Below are 18,876 nucleotides of genomic sequence, written 5' to 3'. Positions count from 1 at the left end.
AAAAGTGCATAGGCTCAGGAGGGAGCCAGCGGAAACCGCTTTCTTCCTGTCGAGCCCACGGCATCCCACTACCGCACCAGCGCATCAAGGAGCCCCCATGTCAGAGCTGACACTGAACAACGGCGTAACTATCCCCCAGCTTGGCCTCGGCGTTTTCCAGGTCCCGCCCGAAGACACGCAGCGGATTGTGGAGGACGCCTTCGAGGCCGGCTACCGCCACATCGATACCGCAGCCGGGTACCGCAACGAGGCCGGAGTGGGCGCGGCGATTGCAGCCACGGGGATTCCGCGCGAGGACATCTTCGTCACCACCAAGCTCCGGAACGGCGAACAGGGCCGCGCGCAGGAAGCCTTCCAGAACAGCCGCAAAGCACTGGGGCTGGAGTTTGTGGACCTCTACCTGATCCACTGGCCGGCCCCCTCCCAGGGGCTCTACGTCCAGGCCTGGAAGGAGATGGAGCGGCTGTACGAGAACAAGCAGATCCGCGCCATCGGCGTCTCCAACTTCCTGGCCGAACACCTGGACAACCTGCTGGAGTCTGCGGAGATCGTTCCCGCCGTCAACCAGATCGAGCTCCACCCCAGCTACCAGCAGGCGGCCCTCGCGGCCAAGTGCCGGGACCTGGGCATCGGCGTCGAGGCCTACAGCCCGCTCGGCCAGGGCGGCGACCTGAACGGAAACGCCGTCACCGCCATCGCCAATGCCCACAGCGCCACCACGGCACAAGTGGTGCTCGCCTGGCACCTGGCAACAGGCAACATCGTGATCCCCAAGTCCGTGGATCCGGGACGCATGCGGGAGAACTTCGCCGCGTCCTCCCTGAAGCTCACGGAGGACGAACTGTCCGCCATCACCGCCCTGGAGTCCGGCGCCCGGATCGGGTCAGATCCCGCCGTCGCCGCCTTCACCCAGCTGTAGGCCGACTCCCTGAACCCGTCCCCGAAAGGACAACCCATGCAGTACACCCACTTGGGCCGCTCCGGCCTCTCAGTCTCCCGCCTCTGCCTCGGCACCATGAACTTCGGTCCGCAGACGGAAGAAGCGGATGCCCACTTCATCATGGATTCGGCACATGAGCAGGGCATCAACTTCTTCGACACCGCCAACGTCTACGGCGGCGCCGGCCACCGCGGCTGGACGGAAGAGATCATTGGCCGCTGGTTCGCGAAGGGCGGCGAGCGCCGCGAACACACGGTGCTGGCCACCAAGCTGTACGGCACCATGACGGACCGGCCCAACGAATCCAAGCTCTCCGCTTTGAACATCCGCCGGGCCCTGGACGCCAGCCTGAAACGCCTGCAGACCGACTACATTGACGTCTACCAGTTCCACCACATTGACCGTGACACCCCGTGGGACGAAATCTGGCAGGCCATCGAGGTGGCCGTCCAGCAGGGCAAGATCCTGTACTCCGGCAGCAGCAACTTCGCCGGCTGGCACATTGCCCAGGCGCAGGAAGCGGCCCGCCGCCGCAACTACACCGGCCTGGTGAGCGAGCAGTCCATCTACAACCTCTTCATGCGCCAGGTGGAGCTGGAGGTCATTCCGGCCGCACAGCAGTACGGGCTGGGCCTCATCCCCTGGTCGCCTTTGCAGGGCGGGCTCCTGGGCGGGGTATTGAAGAAGGAGCGCGACGGCGTCCGGCGCACCGAGGGCCGTGCGGCGGAAACGCTCAAGAAGCACGAGGACCAGATCCGCCAGTATGAGGATTTCGCGGATGAGCTCGGCCACGAGCCCGGCGACGTTGCCCTTGCCTGGCTCCTGCACCAGCCCGCCGTCACGGCACCCATCGTGGGACCGCGGACCCAGGAACAGCTCGACGCGGCCGTGCGTGCCCTCGACGTCACCCTGGACGCCGATGCCCTCAAGCGGCTGGATGACATCTTCCCAGGGCACCGCACTGCGCCGGAAGACTACGCGTGGTGAACCCACTAAACCCTGACGCCGACACTGTGGCGCCGAGAAACATCCTTTTCATCGGCGGCACCGGAGTCATCAGTGCGGCGGCGGCAGAACGCGCCGTCGCGCTGGGACACCGGCTCACCATCCTCAACCGGGGCCGGTCCACAAGGCCGGTCCCGGAGGGGGCGGAAATCCTCACGGCCGACGTTCGCGACGCATCCTCGGTCCGTGCGGCGCTCGCCGGGCGCGAGTTCGACGCCGTGGCGGACTTTATTACCTTTACGGCAGACCAGGCGCAGGCCGGCCTGGACCTGTTCGCCGGCCGCACCGGGCAGTACGTGTTCATCAGCTCCGCGTCCGCCTACCAGAAGCCGCCCACCAGGCTGCCAATCCTCGAGTCCACTCCGCTGAAGAATCCGTTCTGGCAGTACTCCCGGGACAAGATTGCCTGTGAGGAACTGTTCTACAAGGCATACCGCGAGCAGGACTTCCCACTGACCGTGGTCCGCCCTTCGCACACCTATGACCGCACCAAGATCGCCATGGTGGGCGGCTGGACGGACATCCACCGGATGCGCTCGGGACTGCCGGTCATGGTGCACGGCGACGGGACGTCGCTGTGGACCCTGACCCACAGCCAGGACTTTGCCAAAGCCTTCGTGGGCCTGCTGGGCCGGCCGCAGGCGGTGGGCGAAAGCTACACCATCACGTCGGACGAGTACTTGCCGTGGAACCAGATCTACCAGCTGTTCGCGCGGGCCGCGGGCGTTCCGGAGCCGGAACTGGTCCACGTGTCGTCGGAAACCATCGCCGCCCACAGCGCCGAGCTCGGAGCCAACCTCCTGGGCGACCGCTCACACTCTGTGGTCTTCGACAACACCAAGATCAAGTCCCTGGTACCCGGCTACCGCGCCACCATTCCGTTCGCTGACGGCGCCCGGCAAATCGTGCAGTGGTTTGACGCGAACCCGCAGCTGCAGACTGTGGACCAGGACTACATGGCCCTCAGCGACCGGCTCATCGCCTGGGTGCGCAGCGGCGCCTGAGGCCGTGCCTTCCGAATTTTCTACAACGTTCTAAATAACTTCCTTGCGGCCAGGTGGCAAGGCTTGTTTTCTGCAGCACTCCCCCACTAGGTTATCGGGGAAGCGTTTTCCCATTCTCGAATTGAAAGGATTCACTGATGAGTCCGAACCGTACTCCCGCACGCCTCCTGTCCGTCGCCGCCGTCGGCATTGCCCTCACTGTAGGCTGCCTCGCCGGCCCCGCGTCCGCCGTCGAACGTTCCCCCAAGTCCCTCACGCCGGACGTCCAGCTGGACCACCTTGACCGCGGCCTTGTGGCCGCCAAGACGTCCGAAGGCGTCTTCCTGAGCTGGCGGTTCCTGGGCCACGAAGCCTCCGGCTCCTCCGCCACCGGCCTTACCGGGACGGACTTCAACGTCTACCGGGACGGCGAGAAACTGGCCACGGTCACAGACAGCACCAACTTCCAGGACGCCGGCGGGACCGCCGCCTCCGGGTACCAGGTGCGGGCCGTCGTCGGAGGCGTGGAGGTGGACAGCAGCGCAACCGCAACGCCGTGGGGTGGCAACTTCAAGGACATCCCGCTGAAGAAGCCGGCGGACGGCGTCACCCCAACCGGGCAGGCCTTCACCTACGCCGCGAATGACGCGTCCGTGGGGGACGTCGACGGCGACGGGCAGTACGAGTTCATCGTGAAGTGGGACCCTAACAACTCCAAGGACGTCTCCCAGGTGGGCTACACCGGCAACACCTTCGTGGACACCTACAAATCGGACGGCACGCTGCTGCACCGCATCGACCTGGGCGTCAACATCCGCTCGGGCGCCCATTACACTCAGATGCTGGTCAACGATTTCGACGGCGACGGCCGTGCCGAGATGATGATGAAGACGGCCCCGGGAACCAAGAGCACCAGCTTCAAGGCCGACGGCAGCGTCGCTTCCGAAAACTTCATCCCGCTGCTGCAGCAGGACATCGAAGCAGGCTACTCCAACTCGGACGACTACCGCATGAGCGCCGCGGACTACTACCGGCACATGGTGCAGACGTTCCAGGGCTGGACGGAACATCCGGAGGTCAAGGCCGGCAACTGGCCCGCCACGCTGGAGGAAGCGTTTGGTACCGCGCCGAAGTACCAGTACCCCCTGTCCCAGACTGACGCGGAGGCACTGGCCGACTACTTCATGGACGTGTACGCCCCTTCGCGCAGCGCCAGGAATAACCTGCGGGCCTTCGAGGGCTTCATCGTGTCCGGCCCCGAATACCTGACGGTGTTCGAAGGTGCCACGGGCAAGGAACTGAAGACCGTCGCCTATGAGCCGGGAAGGCACGACGACGGACTCATGTGGGGCGATTACGCCATGGCCCGCATCGAGCCGGGCAACAGGGTGGACCGGTTCCTTGCCGGCGTCGCCTACCTTGACGGCAAGAGGCCGGCTGCCGTGTTCGCCCGCGGCTACTACACCCGAAGCACGCTGGCCGCCTACACCTGGGACGGGTCAAACCTCGCGCCCGTGTGGAACGTCGACTCCGGCTGGACGCCCATGACCAACCCGTTCAACGACGGTCCCCACGGCCGGGACGGCACCGACCCGGAGTTCGGCACGCTCACGACGCAGGGATTCCACTCGCTCAGTGCGTCCGACGTGGACGGCGACGGCAAACAGGAGATCGTGTACGGCTCCGCCACCATCGACGACGACGGCTCCCTGCTGTACAGCTCCTTCGACACGATGCCTGACGGCAGCGCCACACCGGGCGAGGAAGCGCGCCTCGGCCACGGCGACGCCATGCACGTGACGGACATCGACCCCGCCCGTCCGGGCAAGGAAATCTTTACGGTGCATGAGGGCGGCACCTACGCGCCATATGGGTACGCCATGCGCGACGCCGCCACCGGCGAAGTGATCTTCGGCGCCTACTCCGGCAAGGACACCGGACGCGGCATGATCGGCGACGTGGACCCCTCCGTCCCCGGCATCGAGAACTGGGCCATCGGGATGCAGTCGGCCGACGGCGACAAGCTGTCCACCGCCACTCCCGGCACCAACATGAGCATCAAGTGGGCCGCGGACATGACCACGCAGATCGTTAATGGCGCAGGCGAGCAGACGCCCACCATTGACGACTGGAAGCGGGGCCGGCTGCTGACCGCTGAAGGCACCCGCACCAACAACGGCACCAAGGGCACACCCAGCCTGGTGGCAGACGTAGTGGGTGACTGGCGCGAGGAAATGCTGGTGCGGACGGCCGACAGCTCGGCGCTGCGCATGTACCTGAGCACCGAGGTGACCAACCACAAGCTCTACTCCCTGATGCACGATCCCCAGTACCGTGCCGAGGTTGCCCGGCAGAACACCACCTACAACCAGCCGTCCTACACGGACTTCTACTTTGCCTCAGACATGGACTTCGCCGGAGTGCCCCTGCGCGCAGCCTGGCTCCCCGGCAACGTGAAGGCCCTGCAGCACGTGCTTGAAGACCTGGTGGAGTCCGGGGACGTGTCCGGACCCGTGGCCAGCCAGCTGGCAGCCAGCATCAAGCAGGCCGCGGCTGCTGTTGAAGACGGCGACGCCGCGAAGGCCGCGAAGTCCATCCAGCGCCTTGTGGACTTCCTGTCGCAGCAGAAGGGACCTGATGCTGTATCCGATACCGCCCGCGTGTCCCTCCAGTACAACGCCGACAATATTCTTCGGGCGTTCAAGGGCTAGGACAGAACAATCCGGGAGAGACTGTTCCAATGACACGTGCACCGCTGATCACACTCAATGACGGCCACTCCATTCCGCAGGTGGGTCTCGGCACCTGGCCGCTGGACGATGACCAGGCGGCCACCGCCGTCGTACAAGCCCTGGAAGCCGGGTACCGGCACATCGACACGGCCGTGAAGTATGGCAACGAGCAGGGTGTGGGCAACGGCATCCGGGCCAGCGGCGTGGACCGCGATGAGCTCTTCATCACCACCAAGCTGGACGGCCAGTTCCAGGGCAAGGACAGGGCGGTGGAAGGACTGGAGGGGTCGCTGGAACGGCTGGGGCTGGATCATGTGGACCTGCTGTTGATCCACTGGCCCCTGCCGGCGCGGGACGAGTACATCTCCACCTGGAGGACCTTTGAACGCCTCCAGGCGGAGGGGAAAGTGCGATCCATCGGGGTCTCCAACTTCAAGCCTTCCCACCTGGAGCGGCTGATGGCTGAAACGGACATTGTTCCGGCCCTCAACCAGATCCAACTGTCCCCGGCAATAACGCGCGCCACTGAGCGGGAATTCCATGAAAAGCACGGCATCGTCACGGAGTCCTACAGCCCGCTGGGCGGCTCCGGGGCGGGTCTGCTCGCAGCACCCATCCTCTCCCAGCTCGGTGAAAAGTACGGCAAAACGCCCGGCCAACTGGTCCTTCGGTGGCACGTTCAGCACGGAATTGTAACGATTCCTAAAACAGCCAATCCGGAGCGGATGAGGGAAAACCTGGATATCTTCGATTTCGCCCTGGACCCGCAGGATCTAGCGGAATTGGCTATCCTTGACGAAGGGCCCGGCGCGGGCAACGATTCCGACGTCACAGGGCACTAAATGGCCCTGAAATGGGCTTTTTCTTCAATCCGGGGTTGGCAAATAGATAGTAAGCATGATTACTATTGAGGCAGAAGGATGAAGTGCCCCCGGGATCCGGAGGCCTCCTTTACTTAGGAAGAGGAACAAAAAATGGGATTCATTGCATTTCTAATTCTCGGCCTTATTGCTGGCGCGATCGCCAAGGCGATCCTCCCGGGCCGTCAGGACGGCGGCTGGATCATCACCCTGGTCCTGGGCGTCGTCGGAGCACTCCTCGGCGGCTGGCTCGGTGGAATGATCTTCGGCACAGGACTGCAGGAGTTCTTCTCACTGCAGACGTGGCTGCTGGCCATCGGCGGCGCACTTATCGTGCTGCTGGTATACGGCATGATCACCAAGCGTGGCGCACGCAGCTAACTGCCGCGCCAGCCAGGGAAACCGGCCTGGGGACAACATCCCCAGGCCGGTTTTCCTATCTCCCGGCCTCTCTGGCCGGAACTGAATCTTTTCAGGGAGCAGGATTTCATTATGAAAAACAAACTTCTTTTGGGCGTAGGAATTGCCGCCGGATACGTACTCGGATCGCGGTCGGGCCGGGCAGCGTACGACAAACTCAAGGCCCGGGCCGCCGGCATCTGGGACAGCAAGCCTGTGCAGGACAAGGTTGCCGTAGCTACGGAGACCATCAAGGAAAAGGCTCCTGAAGTCGCGGACCAGTTGAGTGAGGCCGCCCGCCGGGCAGGCACGGTCATCGGCTCGGCGATGCACCGCGAGGGCGCCCCGGGTGAGAAGAAGTCACCAACGTCCGACGACGCCACCCCAGCCGGCGCTTCCGGCACCAGCGCTGCGGGTACTTCGGGCGGAGTCGGCGCTGCTGGAACTACCGGCACTCGTGTTGCCGGTACCCCGGGCGACGACGACCTTGGCGAGGGCCACATCCCCGCGCACAGTACGCACCCGGAAACCCAGAACCTCGGCACCTCGGACGAAACTGATTCGAAGTCCTAAACAGGCAGCTCCGGCGGCTTGCGGCAGAGCGGATTCCGCTTGACAACGCAATAGACGCCTGCCTGTGCTACAACTGAATGGCTTTGCTGGCCGTCGCGATCCTTGGGGGACGCGGCGGCCAGCGGCGTCTTGACCACTGAAGCGGGTATTCACCTCGACAGCTACTTGCCAGACGGCTCCGCGGCTATGTGGATAACCCGCTCAAGCTGGTACCGGCTTCGCGGGTTATCCACATAGCCGCTTTGGCCGACCATTTTGTCAGTGGTCGTTGGCAGAGTTGTCCCATGAAGGTGATGGGAATCCAGCTTGCAGAGTCCGGCGGTTATGCCGCCCTGCTCCGCAATGCATGTTCCTTACCTCCACCTGCGTCAGGCACCCGGCCTGTGATCCCGGGCCACCTCTCTGCAGTGGCTGGCAAAAGTGCAGCAAAAACTGCTGCCGGGACTGATTCGCTCCCGGCATTGGCTGTTGATGGCGCCTCCGGACGTGCCGGGGAAGCAGCTGGGCAGCCACAAGCCGGGCTGGCAGGAATTGGGGACCTCCTCAATGCTGCGGCGATGGCTGCCCCGGATACCCTTGCGGCGGCCGGCTACGTCCAGGCTTCCGACTTCGCCGGCCAGGTTGAGGACCTCGCCCGGAGTATTGAATGCCTGCAGCTACTCGCTGCCGGGGCTGTGGACCGGACCCGAAGCGAAGCGATCATCGCAGCGGCTGCCGCCCGGTCCACCCGGTCCCGGGGCTGGGTCACCGGGTGGGACAACGGCGTTGAAACACTCAAGGAGACAGACGCCGACTGGCCGCGCAGGGCCACAACGGGCGACGCGGACCCCAGCGACTCGAAATCTAACCGCCCCGCACCCAGCGACCCGACGCCCAGGGCAGCCACTGCGGCTGGAGGTATAGCCGTTCCCGCTGCGGAAACCGGGACCAGTGGCGTAGTGCCGGTCGTGACTTCGCCGGCCGACGACGGGTGCAGGAACACTGCGGAGTTCCTCCGTCTCAGGCTCCGGATCCCCCTGCGCGAGGCCCGCCGCCGCCTCGCACTCGCTGACCAGGCCCTGCCCGGGACCAGCCTCACGGGCGAACCCCTCCCACCGGCCCGGCCACACCTCGCAAGCGCCCTTTCCCCGGCAGCCACCCCACTCACGGCCGGGCCAGCCGATGGCGCAGCAACTCCTGAGGAAACAGGCGCGGATACGGGCAAAGACGCGAACGAAGGTACGGACGAGGGCCTGAAGGGGGTCTCGCCGGAGCGGGCTTCAGCACCAGCGGTGTCCTCTTACGCCGGGACAATCATCACCGCTGCGCTGGACCGGATCCGGCATCACACCACTCCGGATGTCCTGGACCGGATTGAACACGATCTCACCGCCGCCGCGGCCGCCGCCGATCCCGACTTCGTAGCCCGGTTGGCCCAGCGCTGGACCGAGACTATCGATGCCGACGGCACCGAACCCACCGAGGAAGCCCTCCGCCACACCCAGGGCGCGTTCATCCGCAAACCCCGCCACGGCCTGCACCGCCTCGAAATCTTCGCCACCACCGACCAGTACGAACACCTCCTCACGGTCATGAACGCCGCCACAAACCCCCGCACGTCCGTCCCCAACGGCGCCGGCGTACCCAACGGCGCTTGCGCCGACACCAACGCCGGTTCCGGTACAGGGACCGGGACAGACTCCGACGCCGGCGGCGGCAGGGGCAGGGCAAGTTGCAGTACAAGGGACATAGTCATCGGCGCCGTTAGCGGAGACGGAAGTGGGTCCGCGCAGGACTCTGCCTGGCACGACGCCGGCTCTGGGTCCGGCTGGGACCTGGAACGCCGCACCCGCCCCCAAAAACAACTGGATGGCATTATCAGCGCCGTCAAAGCAGGGCTCACCACCAATGCCCTGCCAATCACCGGCGGCAACCGGCCCCAGATCATTGCCACCATCAACTACAAGGACCTTTTCCCCCACCGCCGCGACCCCTCCGGCGGTCTGGAATCAGGCCCGCGCGGCGCAGGCGAGGGTAGCGCAGGCACCGGCACCGGCAGCGTTATGGACCCAAGCATGGACGCAGGCGCGGGCACCGGTATGAACCCAGGCGCACGCGCAGCCACCGGTATCGACGCAAGCATGCACACAGTTGCGGGCGTCGGCAGCGGCACTGGGACCCGCACGGACCTAAACACTGCGACCGGAACAGCACCCGGTTCCGCGTCGGGGAACTTCGTCTTTACCGGGCCAGTGGCCGTCGCTACCCTGCGCAAAATGGCCTGCGACGCCGACATCATCCCCGCTGTCCTGGGCAGCCACGGAGAAATCCTGGACCTCGGACGCAAAACCCGCCTCTTTACCCCGGCCCAGCGGCTCGCCCTCACTGCCCGCGACCAAGGTTGCACCTTCCCCAACTGCACCATTCCCGCACCGTGGTGCGAAGCCCACCACATCACCTACTGGTCAGACGGCGGACCCACATCCACCAGCAACGGCGCACTTCTCTGCTCAGCGCACCACCACCTCATCCACAAAGAACAATGGACCATCACCACCCGCCACGGCACACCCTGGTACACACCCCCGAAACACATCGACCCCCACCAAAAGGCCCAACAAAACGACTACTTCAGGCCACCCCCGCCCCCGCGAACACAGCGGGAGTGAGAAGACTCCAAGCCATGATTTGTTCTATACGCCAGGCGGCGAAGATGCGTGATTCCCGATATTGTCTTTCTCGGTATTCCTCCCAACGACACACTCAGCGCCTTCACGGAGGTTGCCGGGTTCACGCGCACGCCGCCGAAAGAGACTCGACGGCAGCGGCGCCTCCCGTCTCATCCGGGCAGCCGCTGGCACGTCGGCTTCGTATGAGCGCCACCAATTCACGCCGGCCGAAAGGGTTCCATGACGACACCGACGAGCGAGCACTTGTGGGCGCTGGCCCACACTGAGCGGGCCGCGCTGGCAAAAGACCTCTCTGGGCTCAGCCCGGAGCAATGGCAGCATCGCAGTCTCTGTGGGCAGTGGGACGTTGAGCAGGTTCTCGCCCATCTCACGGCCGCAGCCAGCCTGAACCAGTGGCAGTGGTTCCGCAGCATACTGGGCGCGCGTTTCCGGCCCGATGTCCACAACCAGCGCAGGCTGGCCGAGCACCGCGGCAGGACACCTGCCGAGACCCTCGAGCGCTTCCGCGCGGTAATCGGAAGTACCACGGCGCCCTCAAGCCACACTGCGGCCTACCTCGGCGAAGTCGTCGTGCATGCCCAAGACATCCGCCAACCGCTGGGGCTTCCCCGGAGGCCGAGCGTTGAGGCTTTGACCGTCGTGGCCGATTTTTTTGCTGGACGAAACTTCACCGTGGAAAGCGGCACAATTGCGGCCGGCCTGCAGTTACGCGCTGATGATGGATCGTTCGCCGCGGGCTCCGGCCCGATGGTCACCGGTTCAACCCTCGCCCTGGTAATGGGCATGGCCGGCCGCAAGCCTTACCTGGACGAGCTTGCCGGCCCCGGCTTGCCCATCCTCCGGTCGCGGGTCTAAGGCGGCGCAACTCGGCCTGCCACCGGCTAAGGACCTGGATTGATCAGTAAGACGGCGCACGGCGCCCTGGAACCCACCGGGAGCGTTTGCCACAAAGCGGCGCACCAACCACCACGGTCCCGTCCAGCCCATCAGAATGAACGGTACGGACGGTGAACCCTGCCCCAGCCACAATCCCGGCTGTCCGCCCGGACTGCTGTCCACTGGTCTCGATCAGCAGGTGCCCTTCAGGCAAGAGCCATTTGAGTGCCTCTGCTGCCACACGGCGATGGAAGTCCAACCCATCGTCGCCACCGTCCAGCGCTGCCCGTGATTCATAGAGGCGCGCTTCGGGCGGCATTGTTTTTATCGCCTCGGTGGGGACATAAGGCGCGTTGACGGCGAGGATCCGCACCCGTCCTTGAAGTCCCGGCGGCAGTGCTGCGAACAGGTCACCCTGATACACGCGGCCACCCACCGCGTCCACATTGCGGCGGGCACAGTTCACGGCGGCAGGATCAATATCGGCTGAGTGCAGTTCCGCCTCCGGGTACAGCCGGGCAATAACCGTACCCACCGCGCCCGACCCGCAGCAAAGGTCCACAACAATCGGGGGCGGTGAAGATACCCGGTCCGGCAGCAGGCATATTGCCTGGTGAACCAGCAGTTCTGTCCTGCGCCGTGGCACAAAAACTCCCGGGTCCACGGCGATCCGTTCCCCGCAGAAGTCCGCCCACCCAAGAATGTGTTCCAGTGGCATGCCGGAAACGCGGAGGTCCACCCATTCGGCGAGCGCTTCGGAGTCCGGCGCCTCGGCTACCAGCAACTGCGCTTCGTCTTCCGCGAAAACGCAGCCCGCTGCCCGCAGGGCGGACACAATGGGAGCAAGGGTATGGGGCACGGCAGTCGCATCGTAAGTTCGCATCATCATCCCTTCTCAAGGGCCTGCAGCCAATGGCGTGGCTGGAGGCCCATGTTAGTGGGCAAGTGCACCGCAAAGCATCCATTTGTTGGCAGGATGGACCCATGACTTTGCCTGCCCAGCACCCCGTTATTTGGACCGGTACCTACACCCCCGACGGAGGAGGCCGTGCTGACGGAATCGGCGCCCTGGCCGCTAACCCTGACGGACGCCTCGGATGGCTGGGGACTGCGACGAAGACGGACTCGCCGTCGTTCGTTGCCGTTCATCCCACCCTGCCTGTGGTGTACGCAGTGGCCGAACAGCGCAAAATGGTCCGGGCTTTCCGCCGCTCAGGCGACTTCGGGCTGGAGCCCCTGGGCGATCCGCAACCTGCCGGAGAAGCAACGTGCCATGTCGCTGTGGACCGGCAGGGCCGGTTCGTCACGGTAGCCTGCTGGGGCGACGGCCACGTCCTGCTCTTCGAATTGGATGCCGACGGCGGGATGACCGGCCGTTTCCCTGCTGCGCCGTCGGCGGATCCCCACGCAAGCCTGAATCCGGGTGAGCCCCGGCAGAGCCGCGCCCACGCAAGCCTGATGCTGGCAGACGGGCGCATCATGACGACGGATCTGGGCCACGACACCCTTCGGGTGTGGAACTACGTGCCGGGGACGGGCCTGGTGGCCGACCACGAAGTTGCCCTCCCCTTCGGCAGTGGCCCCCGGCACCTGGTGCAGCACCATGACGGAAACGTGTTCGTGGTGTCCGAGTACTCCGTTGAAGTGTTCATCGTGAGGCCGGAGGCGGGGACATTCGAGCTGGTCTTCCGCGGTCCGGCAACCTCGGGCGGCAGCCTCCCGGACGACTCCGGAGCGGAAATCTGCCTCGGCTTCCAAGGTTCCTATGCGTATGTGGGCGTGCGTGGCTCCAACATCATCAGCGTGCTCGAGGTTGGTGCCGGCGGGACGGAACTGGTTCCCGTCAAGGACACACCCAGCGGTGGAAACTGGCCGCGTCACCACCTGGTGAGGGGTAACTGGCTCCATGTGGCCCATGAGCGGTCCGACAACGTGGCCACCTTTGCGCTGGATGCCCTCACGGGCTGCCCGGGAGAAGTAGTCCACGATCTCCAGACCCCCTCGCCCACCGCCCTGGTGCCTGCAGGCTAGGGCCCCGGGCAGGCGGCTGCCAAGCGCTGCCGCATTCCGGGCGGGTCGGCGGGGGGCCGGCGTGCGCGGGCGGGAGAAGTACCATCTGGGCTGGGATGGTCCCGCACAATCGCTGGAGTTATTCGGTGCAAGCGCTTACAGTTGTGACGTGCCTCACGGAAAGGCTGGCTTTCCTGTGAACCGCACTCCTCCTTGCCGCCTGTTTTCCCTCGGCAAGCCTGAACAGCAGCGACGCTCCCAGGAAGGTCTCACACCTTGTCACTCCGCACCCATCCCAGCGTGTCCGCGCGCCCCCGCCAATCCGCTCCTCCACCGGCTGCCCGCACTTCCCTTCAGACCACCGCCTTCCGTTCAGCCGCCGGGCTGCTGGCCGCCGCCGTCGCCGTTGCAGCGGCAGTCCTCCCCGCCCACGCCGCACCTGGCCCCAAGGACCCCGGCACGGCGTCGGCCTTCCATTCACTTCGCGCTCCCGTCACGGACGAGAACTTCTACTTCGTCATGGCTGACCGCTTCAGCAACGGGACCACCGCAAATGACGACGGCGGACTGGGCGGCGACCCCATGGTTTCCGGCTTCGACCCCACCAAAAAGGGGTTCTACAACGGCGGAGACCTGGCCGGCCTGCTGGACAAAATCGACTACATCCAGGGGCTGGGAACCACGTCCATCTGGCTCACCCCCAGCTTTAAGAACAAGGCGGTCCAGCCCGAGGATAAGTCGGCCGGGTACCACGGGTACTGGATCACCGACTTCACCCAAATCGATCCGCACCTCGGCACCAATGATGAGCTGAAGGCCCTCATCGACGAGGCCCACTCCCGTGGCATGAAGGTCTACTTCGACATCATCACCAACCACACGGCGGATGTCATCGGCTATAAGGACAGCGAGGGGAAAGACGTCCGCAAGGGATACACCTCCAAGGACGAGGTGCCGTACAGGACCGCGGACGGCGAGGTGTTCGACGACCGCGACTACGCCGGCTCTGAGAGCTTTCCGGAACTCGACCCGGAGACCTCCTTCCCCTACATCCCGGTCCTGGAGGACGGCGAGGCGGACCTGAAGGTTCCCGCCTGGCTGAACGACCCCACGCTGTACCACAACCGGGGCGACACAACCTTCGTCGGCGAGGACGCATACTACGGCGACTTCTTCGGCCTGGACGACCTGTTCACCGAACACCCCACCGTGGTGGACGGCATGAAGGACATCTACAAGACCTGGATCGGCGACTTCGGCGTTGACGGTTTCCGCATCGACACCATGAAGCACGTCAACAACGAGTTCTGGCAGGAGTTCGGCCCGGACGTCCTCAGTTACGCCAAAGCCCAGGGCAAGGACGAGTTCTTCATGTTCGGCGAGGTCTTCGACACCACCAAGAGCTTCACCTCCCAGTACACAACCCGGAACCAGATGCAGGCCGTCCTGGACTTCCCCTTCCAGGACGCCGCCCGCAGCTTCGCCTCCAAGAGCCAGGACGCCCGCACGCTGGAGACGTTCTTCGCCGGAGACGACTGGTACACGGACGCGGACTCGAACGTCTACCAGTTGCCAACGTTCCTCGGGAACCACGACATGGGCCGCATCGGCAGCTTTATCGCCGCGGACAACCCCGGATCGTCCGACGCCGAACAGGTGGCCCGCGACCAGCTCGCCCACGAGCTGATGTACTTCTCCCGCGGCAACCCGGTCATCTACTACGGTGACGAGCAGGGCTTCACCGGCCCCGGCGGGGACCAGGACGCCCGCCAGACGCTGTTCGCCAGCCAGGTGCCGGAGTACCTCGACGACGACCTTCTGGGCACGGATGCCACGCACGCCACCGACAACTTCAACACCGCGCACCCGCTGTACCGCAAGATCAGCGAGCTGGCCGCCCTCACCAGGGAGCACCCGGCCCTGCGCGACGGCGCACACCAGCACCGGTACGCCTCCGAAGGCCCGGGTATCTACGCCTTCTCCCGAACGGACGCCGGGGACCAGCGCGAGTACGTGGTGGCCCTGAACAACAGCGAACAGGCGCAGACCGCGGAGGTGCCCACCTACATCGGCAAGCGCAACTACACCCGCATCTACGGCGAGGCGGCGGCTGAAACCAAGACGTCGGAGTCCGGCACGCTGACGGTTACGGTCCCGCCGCTCTCCGCCGTGGTCTACCAGTCCTCCGGACGGATCCCGCACTCCAAGGCCGCGCCCGCCGTCGTCCTCCAGGACCCGGCAGCGGCTCCCGGTGACAACGGGCGCCTTAAGGTGACGGCCGACGTCGGCGGTTCTTCGTTCTACGAGGTCACCTTTGAGGCCAGGACAGCAGGCGGCGGGTGGGTGCCCATCGGCACTGACGACACCGCCCCGTACCAGGTGTTCCATGACGTGGCCGCGCTGGACGCCGGCACGCCCGTGGAGTACCGCGCCACCGTGCTGGACAATGGCGGGCACACCGCCACCTCGCAGCCACGCACGGCGAGCGTGGCGGCTCCCATCGTGACGCTGGATAAGCCTGCGGAGGGCAGCAGCGCCGAAGGCGAGGTGGAGCTGAGTGCCACCGTGGACCCCGAGAAGGCAAGCCACACAGTTACCTTCGAACGGAGCGTGGCGGACGCCGCCTGGACCGAGGTGGCCACGGATGATTCCTCGCCCGTGTACTCGGCAAAGGACGACGTCTCCGGGCTCGATGACGGCACCAGGGTGGCCTACCGGGCCTCCTTGAGCGGCCCCGGCTTCAGCGTGGTTAGCGAAACCCGGACCGTGACGGTGGGCGAAGCACCGCAGCCCGATTCCGTGACGGTGGCCGGTTCCCTGAACCAGGCAATGGGTTGCGCCGAACCCTGGGACCCGGCATGTTCCCAGGCAATGATGGCACTCGACCCCGCGGACAAGATCTGGCGGCTCACGGTGGATCTTCCTGAGGGACAGTACGAATACAAGGCAGCGCTGAACGGCGGCTGGGAAGAAAACTACGGTTCCGGCGGTGCGCTCGACGGGCCGAACATCACGCTGGACCATCCCGGCGGCCCGGTGACGTTCCGCTATGACAACAGCACCCGCCTTCTCAGCGCCGTCTACGCCTCCCAGCAGCCCGGTGCCGTAGCGGCTGCCGGGAGCATGAACAGTGAGCTTGGCTGCGCCACCGACTGGGAGCCGGCCTGCGACCAGGCACAGCTCGTGCTTGATCCGGCTGACCTCGTGTGGAAGCTGTCCGCACCGGCCCTGCCCGCCGGCACCTATGAATTCAAGGCCGCCCTGGACCGGTCCTGGAATGTCAGCTACGGCGCGGGCGGTGCGTCGCCGGGTGCCAACATCGTGTTCGAGCACGACGGCGGTCCGGCCACCTTCCGCTACGACCACTTCACCCACGTGATCACGGCCGGTTAGCGGAACCCGTTTCACGAACAGCCAATGCGGCAACAAGCTGTGTGCGGCAACAGGCTGCTGGCGGACAGTTAGCTGCGCAGGGCCCCTTCAACCGCTGCCAACAGCGTGTTGAAGCGCTGGTTGCCGGGAAGGTCGTCAAGGAACACCGGTTTACCGTCCGGCCCGCCCAGCGGGACCTGCCAGTTTGGATACAGCGCTTCGGTGGTGCCGGGCTGGTTCTGGACCCGCCGCTCCCCCACCGCGTCCACGAGGGCAACACCCAGGAGGACCGACGGCGTCTGGGTGAGCAGGAGGTGCAGCGCCTCGATGGTCTGCTCTTCCGTCTCCGCTTGCCCGCCCGCGGTTGTCCCGGGCAGGTAGCCACGTTCCCGGACCAGGGCGAGCATCTTCTCCAGGGACGCGTTGTGATCCGCGCGTTCCTCCGCCTCGGACCGCTCCAGCAAACCCAGGCCGCTGCGCAGCGCCACATGGTCCCCGGCGAGGTAACCGGCTGTAGGCGGAAGGTCGTGGGTGTTGACGCTGGCGAGGGCCTGCGTCCGGTACTTTTCGGGCGCAAGGGGGGAGTCGCCGTCGTACTCGAACCAGAGGATGGACGTGCCCAGGATGCCGCGGGCAGCGAGGTAGTCCCGCACCCATGGCTCGAAGGTGCCCAGGTCCTCGCCGATCACTACGGCCCCGGCACGCTGTGCCTCCAGGGCGAGGATGCCGATCAGCGCCTCATGGTCGTAGCGCACGTACGCGCCGTCGCCCGGAGCATTACCCACCGGGATCCACCAGAGCCGGAACAGGCCCAGGATGTGGTCCACCCGGATCCCGCCCGCATGCCGCAGGACCGTCGCCAGCATGTTCCGGAACGGGATGTAGCCGGCCTCGGCCAGGCGCGCCGGATGCCATGGGGGCTGTCCCCAGTCCTGGCCCTGCTGGTTGTACATGTCCGGCGGGGCGCCCACGCTGGTGGCGGGAGCCAGCACGCCGCGCAGTGTCCAGGCGTCGGCGCTGCTGTGGTCCACGCCTACGGCGAGGTCGTGAACCACCCCAAGCCTCATGCCGGAACGCAGCGCAGCCCTCTGGGCCTCTTCGAGCTGCTCGTCGCAGATCCACTGCAGCCACCGGTGGAATCCGATCCGGTCCCCCAGCTTTTCCCGCAGCGCCTCGGCCTCCGGGGTGCCCAGCGCGCAGGCGGGATCGGTCCACAGTGGGTCATCCGGCGCGAGGTCCTCCCGGATGGCGGACCACAGCGCGAAATCGTCCAGTCCCTGCCCGGAGATCCGGCAGAACTCATCGAAGGCAGCCTGCCGGGCCGGGGAGCGGCGAGCGTGGTAGAGCATCTCCAGGGCCTGGAGTTTGGCCGCGTAGACGGCGTTCCGGTCCAGCCGCGCGCCATCCTTGTTCAGCCCGGACACTTCCTCCCGGAGCTTCTCCACCGCGGCGCGCCGGCGCGGCTTCAGGTACGCCAGCTCGGGAACAGCTTCGATGCGGATGTAGAGCGGGTTGAAGAACCGGCGCGTGGACGGCGAGTACGGCGACGGCTGCACCGGCGGCACGGGTTCGGCTGCGTGCAGCGGGTTGACCAGCACATAGTCGGCCCCGCGTTGGCCGCTGATGGCGGCAAGATCGGCGAGGTCGGTGAAGTCACCGATCCCCCAGGAGCGCCTGGACCGGACGGAGTACAGCTGTGTGGCCAGCCCCCAGCCACGGCGCTGTTCGAGCGGCTGCGCGGTGGTGAGCTGGCGCGGCGTCACCACCAGGGTCGCCGACGCGCTGGCGCCGCCGGCCTGGGCGTTCAGGGTATGCCAGCCGAAGGGCAGGTCCTGCGGGAGGGCGAAGGTCATGCGGCGGGTGGCCACGCCGTCGACATCCCGCGGCTGTTCCCGGACGTCTTCCTGGACCGCGTCAACAAAGCCGGCCCCGCCTTCCAGGGCGATGCCCAGCTGCACTGCGGCGCCATCGCGCACATGGACCGGGACCAGCGCGGGCTCACCCTGCTGGATGACGACGGCGGGAGGCAGCATACGCCGCCAGGGCGCCAGTTCGGCTTCCGCCAATGCGGCCTCGATGGCCTGGTTCGTGTCCGCCCGCACCCCCAAGGCCGCCAGGACCTTGACCAGCGTCCCTTCCGCCACACTGTGCGGCAGTCCGTCCCAGCCCTGGAACGAGGTGCCCACGCCATGCGCATCGGCCAGTTTCTGGAGCAAATGGGGGTCCACGGCCACGCCGGTAGCAGCCCCGCCCGCCGCGGGCGAAAGCCCCGGAGGGTCTGTTGGCATCCCTGTGCGCTGTGGGTGCTGCTGGTCTGAAGCCGTCATGCGGGTCCGCCTCGTCTGGTGTGATGTCGCCCGAACTTACAGTGCTGCCTGTTGCACCGGGCGCCTGCACCCCCGCGCACAACCGATTGGTTCAGATTATTGCAGGGCGGCGCAGAGACGAAACCAAGGC

General features: G+C 65.9%; 13 protein-coding genes. 11 read left to right on the top strand and 2 right to left on the bottom strand.

The window, feature by feature from the left end:
- Positions 1-97 precede the first annotated feature (97 nt).
- The 9 genes from IEX43_RS08685 (at position 98) to IEX43_RS08645 (ending at position 11,016) form a co-directional block, all read left to right on the top strand.
- Positions 98-919, top strand: coding sequence for an aldo/keto reductase (locus IEX43_RS08685; protein WP_188810204.1), 822 nt, complete (start codon positions 98-100; stop codon positions 917-919).
- Positions 920-955: 36 nt separating this feature from the next.
- A complete protein-coding gene (locus IEX43_RS08680) occupies positions 956-1,927 on the top strand; it encodes an aldo/keto reductase (protein ID WP_188810202.1) in 972 nt (323 codons plus the stop codon).
- Positions 1,921-2,949: an NAD-dependent epimerase/dehydratase family protein gene (locus IEX43_RS08675; protein WP_188810200.1), complete on the top strand. Its 1,029-nt coding sequence runs from the start codon at positions 1,921-1,923 to the stop codon at positions 2,947-2,949. The genes IEX43_RS08680 and IEX43_RS08675 overlap by 7 nt, the downstream gene beginning before the upstream one ends.
- A gap of 137 nt (positions 2,950-3,086) precedes the next feature.
- Positions 3,087-5,639 (top strand): rhamnogalacturonan lyase, encoded by a 2,553-nt coding sequence (locus IEX43_RS08670; protein WP_188810198.1) that lies wholly within the window; start codon positions 3,087-3,089, stop codon positions 5,637-5,639.
- Positions 5,640-5,668: 29 nt separating this feature from the next.
- Positions 5,669-6,502, top strand: a complete 834-nt coding sequence (locus tag IEX43_RS08665) for an aldo/keto reductase (RefSeq protein ID WP_188810196.1) — start codon at positions 5,669-5,671, stop codon at positions 6,500-6,502.
- A gap of 132 nt (positions 6,503-6,634) precedes the next feature.
- Positions 6,635-6,901, top strand: a complete 267-nt coding sequence (locus IEX43_RS08660; RefSeq protein WP_188810194.1) for a GlsB/YeaQ/YmgE family stress response membrane protein — start codon at positions 6,635-6,637, stop codon at positions 6,899-6,901.
- 111 nt (positions 6,902-7,012) lie between these two features.
- Entirely contained in the window at positions 7,013-7,492 is a 480-nt protein-coding gene (locus tag IEX43_RS08655) for a YtxH domain-containing protein (protein ID WP_188810192.1), read from the top strand.
- Between the two features lie 557 nt (positions 7,493-8,049).
- Positions 8,050-10,140, top strand: a complete 2,091-nt coding sequence (locus IEX43_RS08650) for an HNH endonuclease signature motif containing protein (protein WP_188810190.1) — start codon at positions 8,050-8,052, stop codon at positions 10,138-10,140.
- Positions 10,141-10,380: 240 nt separating this feature from the next.
- Positions 10,381-11,016 (top strand): maleylpyruvate isomerase family mycothiol-dependent enzyme, encoded by a 636-nt coding sequence (locus IEX43_RS08645; protein WP_188810188.1) that lies wholly within the window; start codon positions 10,381-10,383, stop codon positions 11,014-11,016.
- A gap of 43 nt (positions 11,017-11,059) precedes the next feature.
- Here the strand turns inward: IEX43_RS08645 and IEX43_RS08640 are convergent, their stop codons facing one another.
- Positions 11,060-11,926 carry a putative protein N(5)-glutamine methyltransferase gene (locus IEX43_RS08640; RefSeq protein WP_308422214.1) on the bottom strand — a complete coding sequence of 289 codons (867 nt, stop codon included), beginning with the start codon at positions 11,924-11,926 and terminating at the stop codon, positions 11,060-11,062.
- A 95-nt stretch (positions 11,927-12,021) separates the two neighbouring features.
- Between IEX43_RS08640 and IEX43_RS08635 the strand changes: the two genes are divergently transcribed.
- Both IEX43_RS08635 and IEX43_RS08630 read left to right on the top strand, forming a co-directional pair.
- On the top strand, positions 12,022-13,068 hold the full coding sequence (locus tag IEX43_RS08635; RefSeq protein WP_188810166.1) for a lactonase family protein: 1,047 nt from the start codon (positions 12,022-12,024) through the stop codon (positions 13,066-13,068).
- Positions 13,069-13,431: 363 nt separating this feature from the next.
- Complete coding sequence (locus IEX43_RS08630) at positions 13,432-16,440, top strand: alpha-amylase family glycosyl hydrolase (protein WP_229666384.1); 3,009 nt, start codon at positions 13,432-13,434, stop codon at positions 16,438-16,440.
- A 68-nt stretch (positions 16,441-16,508) separates the two neighbouring features.
- On the opposite strand, the gene malQ is transcribed toward IEX43_RS08630, so the two are convergent.
- Positions 16,509-18,746, bottom strand: coding sequence for a 4-alpha-glucanotransferase (malQ, locus tag IEX43_RS08625; RefSeq protein ID WP_188810164.1), 2,238 nt, complete (start codon positions 18,744-18,746; stop codon positions 16,509-16,511).
- Between the last annotated feature and the right edge of the window lie 130 nt (positions 18,747-18,876).

The sequence above is a fragment of the Pseudarthrobacter polychromogenes genome, from assembly GCF_014644495.1.
In the GTDB taxonomy this organism is placed as follows: Bacteria; Actinomycetota; Actinomycetes; order Actinomycetales; family Micrococcaceae; genus Arthrobacter; species Arthrobacter polychromogenes.
Note: the sequence above shows the minus strand (reverse complement) of the source record. Positions and strands in the feature narration are given on the sequence as shown.

Excerpts from the sequence above, each read along its gene's own strand:
- IEX43_RS08685 (WP_188810204.1), top strand. The coding sequence starts at position 98 with ATGTCAGAGCTGACACTGAACAACGGCGTAACTATCCCCCAGCTTGGC.
- IEX43_RS08680 (WP_188810202.1), top strand. The coding sequence starts at position 956 with ATGCAGTACACCCACTTGGGCCGCTCCGGCCTCTCAGTCTCCCGCCTC.
- IEX43_RS08670 (WP_188810198.1), top strand. The coding sequence starts at position 3,087 with ATGAGTCCGAACCGTACTCCCGCACGCCTCCTGTCCGTCGCCGCCGTC.
- IEX43_RS08665 (WP_188810196.1), top strand. The coding sequence starts at position 5,669 with ATGACACGTGCACCGCTGATCACACTCAATGACGGCCACTCCATTCCG.
- IEX43_RS08660 (WP_188810194.1), top strand. The coding sequence starts at position 6,635 with ATGGGATTCATTGCATTTCTAATTCTCGGCCTTATTGCTGGCGCGATC.
- IEX43_RS08655 (WP_188810192.1), top strand. The coding sequence starts at position 7,013 with ATGAAAAACAAACTTCTTTTGGGCGTAGGAATTGCCGCCGGATACGTA.
- IEX43_RS08650 (WP_188810190.1), top strand. The coding sequence starts at position 8,050 with ATGGCTGCCCCGGATACCCTTGCGGCGGCCGGCTACGTCCAGGCTTCC.
- IEX43_RS08645 (WP_188810188.1), top strand. The coding sequence starts at position 10,381 with ATGACGACACCGACGAGCGAGCACTTGTGGGCGCTGGCCCACACTGAG.
- IEX43_RS08640 (WP_308422214.1), bottom strand. The coding sequence starts at position 11,926 with ATGATGATGCGAACTTACGATGCGACTGCCGTGCCCCATACCCTTGCT.
- IEX43_RS08635 (WP_188810166.1), top strand. The coding sequence starts at position 12,022 with ATGACTTTGCCTGCCCAGCACCCCGTTATTTGGACCGGTACCTACACC.
- malQ (WP_188810164.1), bottom strand. The coding sequence starts at position 18,746 with ATGACGGCTTCAGACCAGCAGCACCCACAGCGCACAGGGATGCCAACA.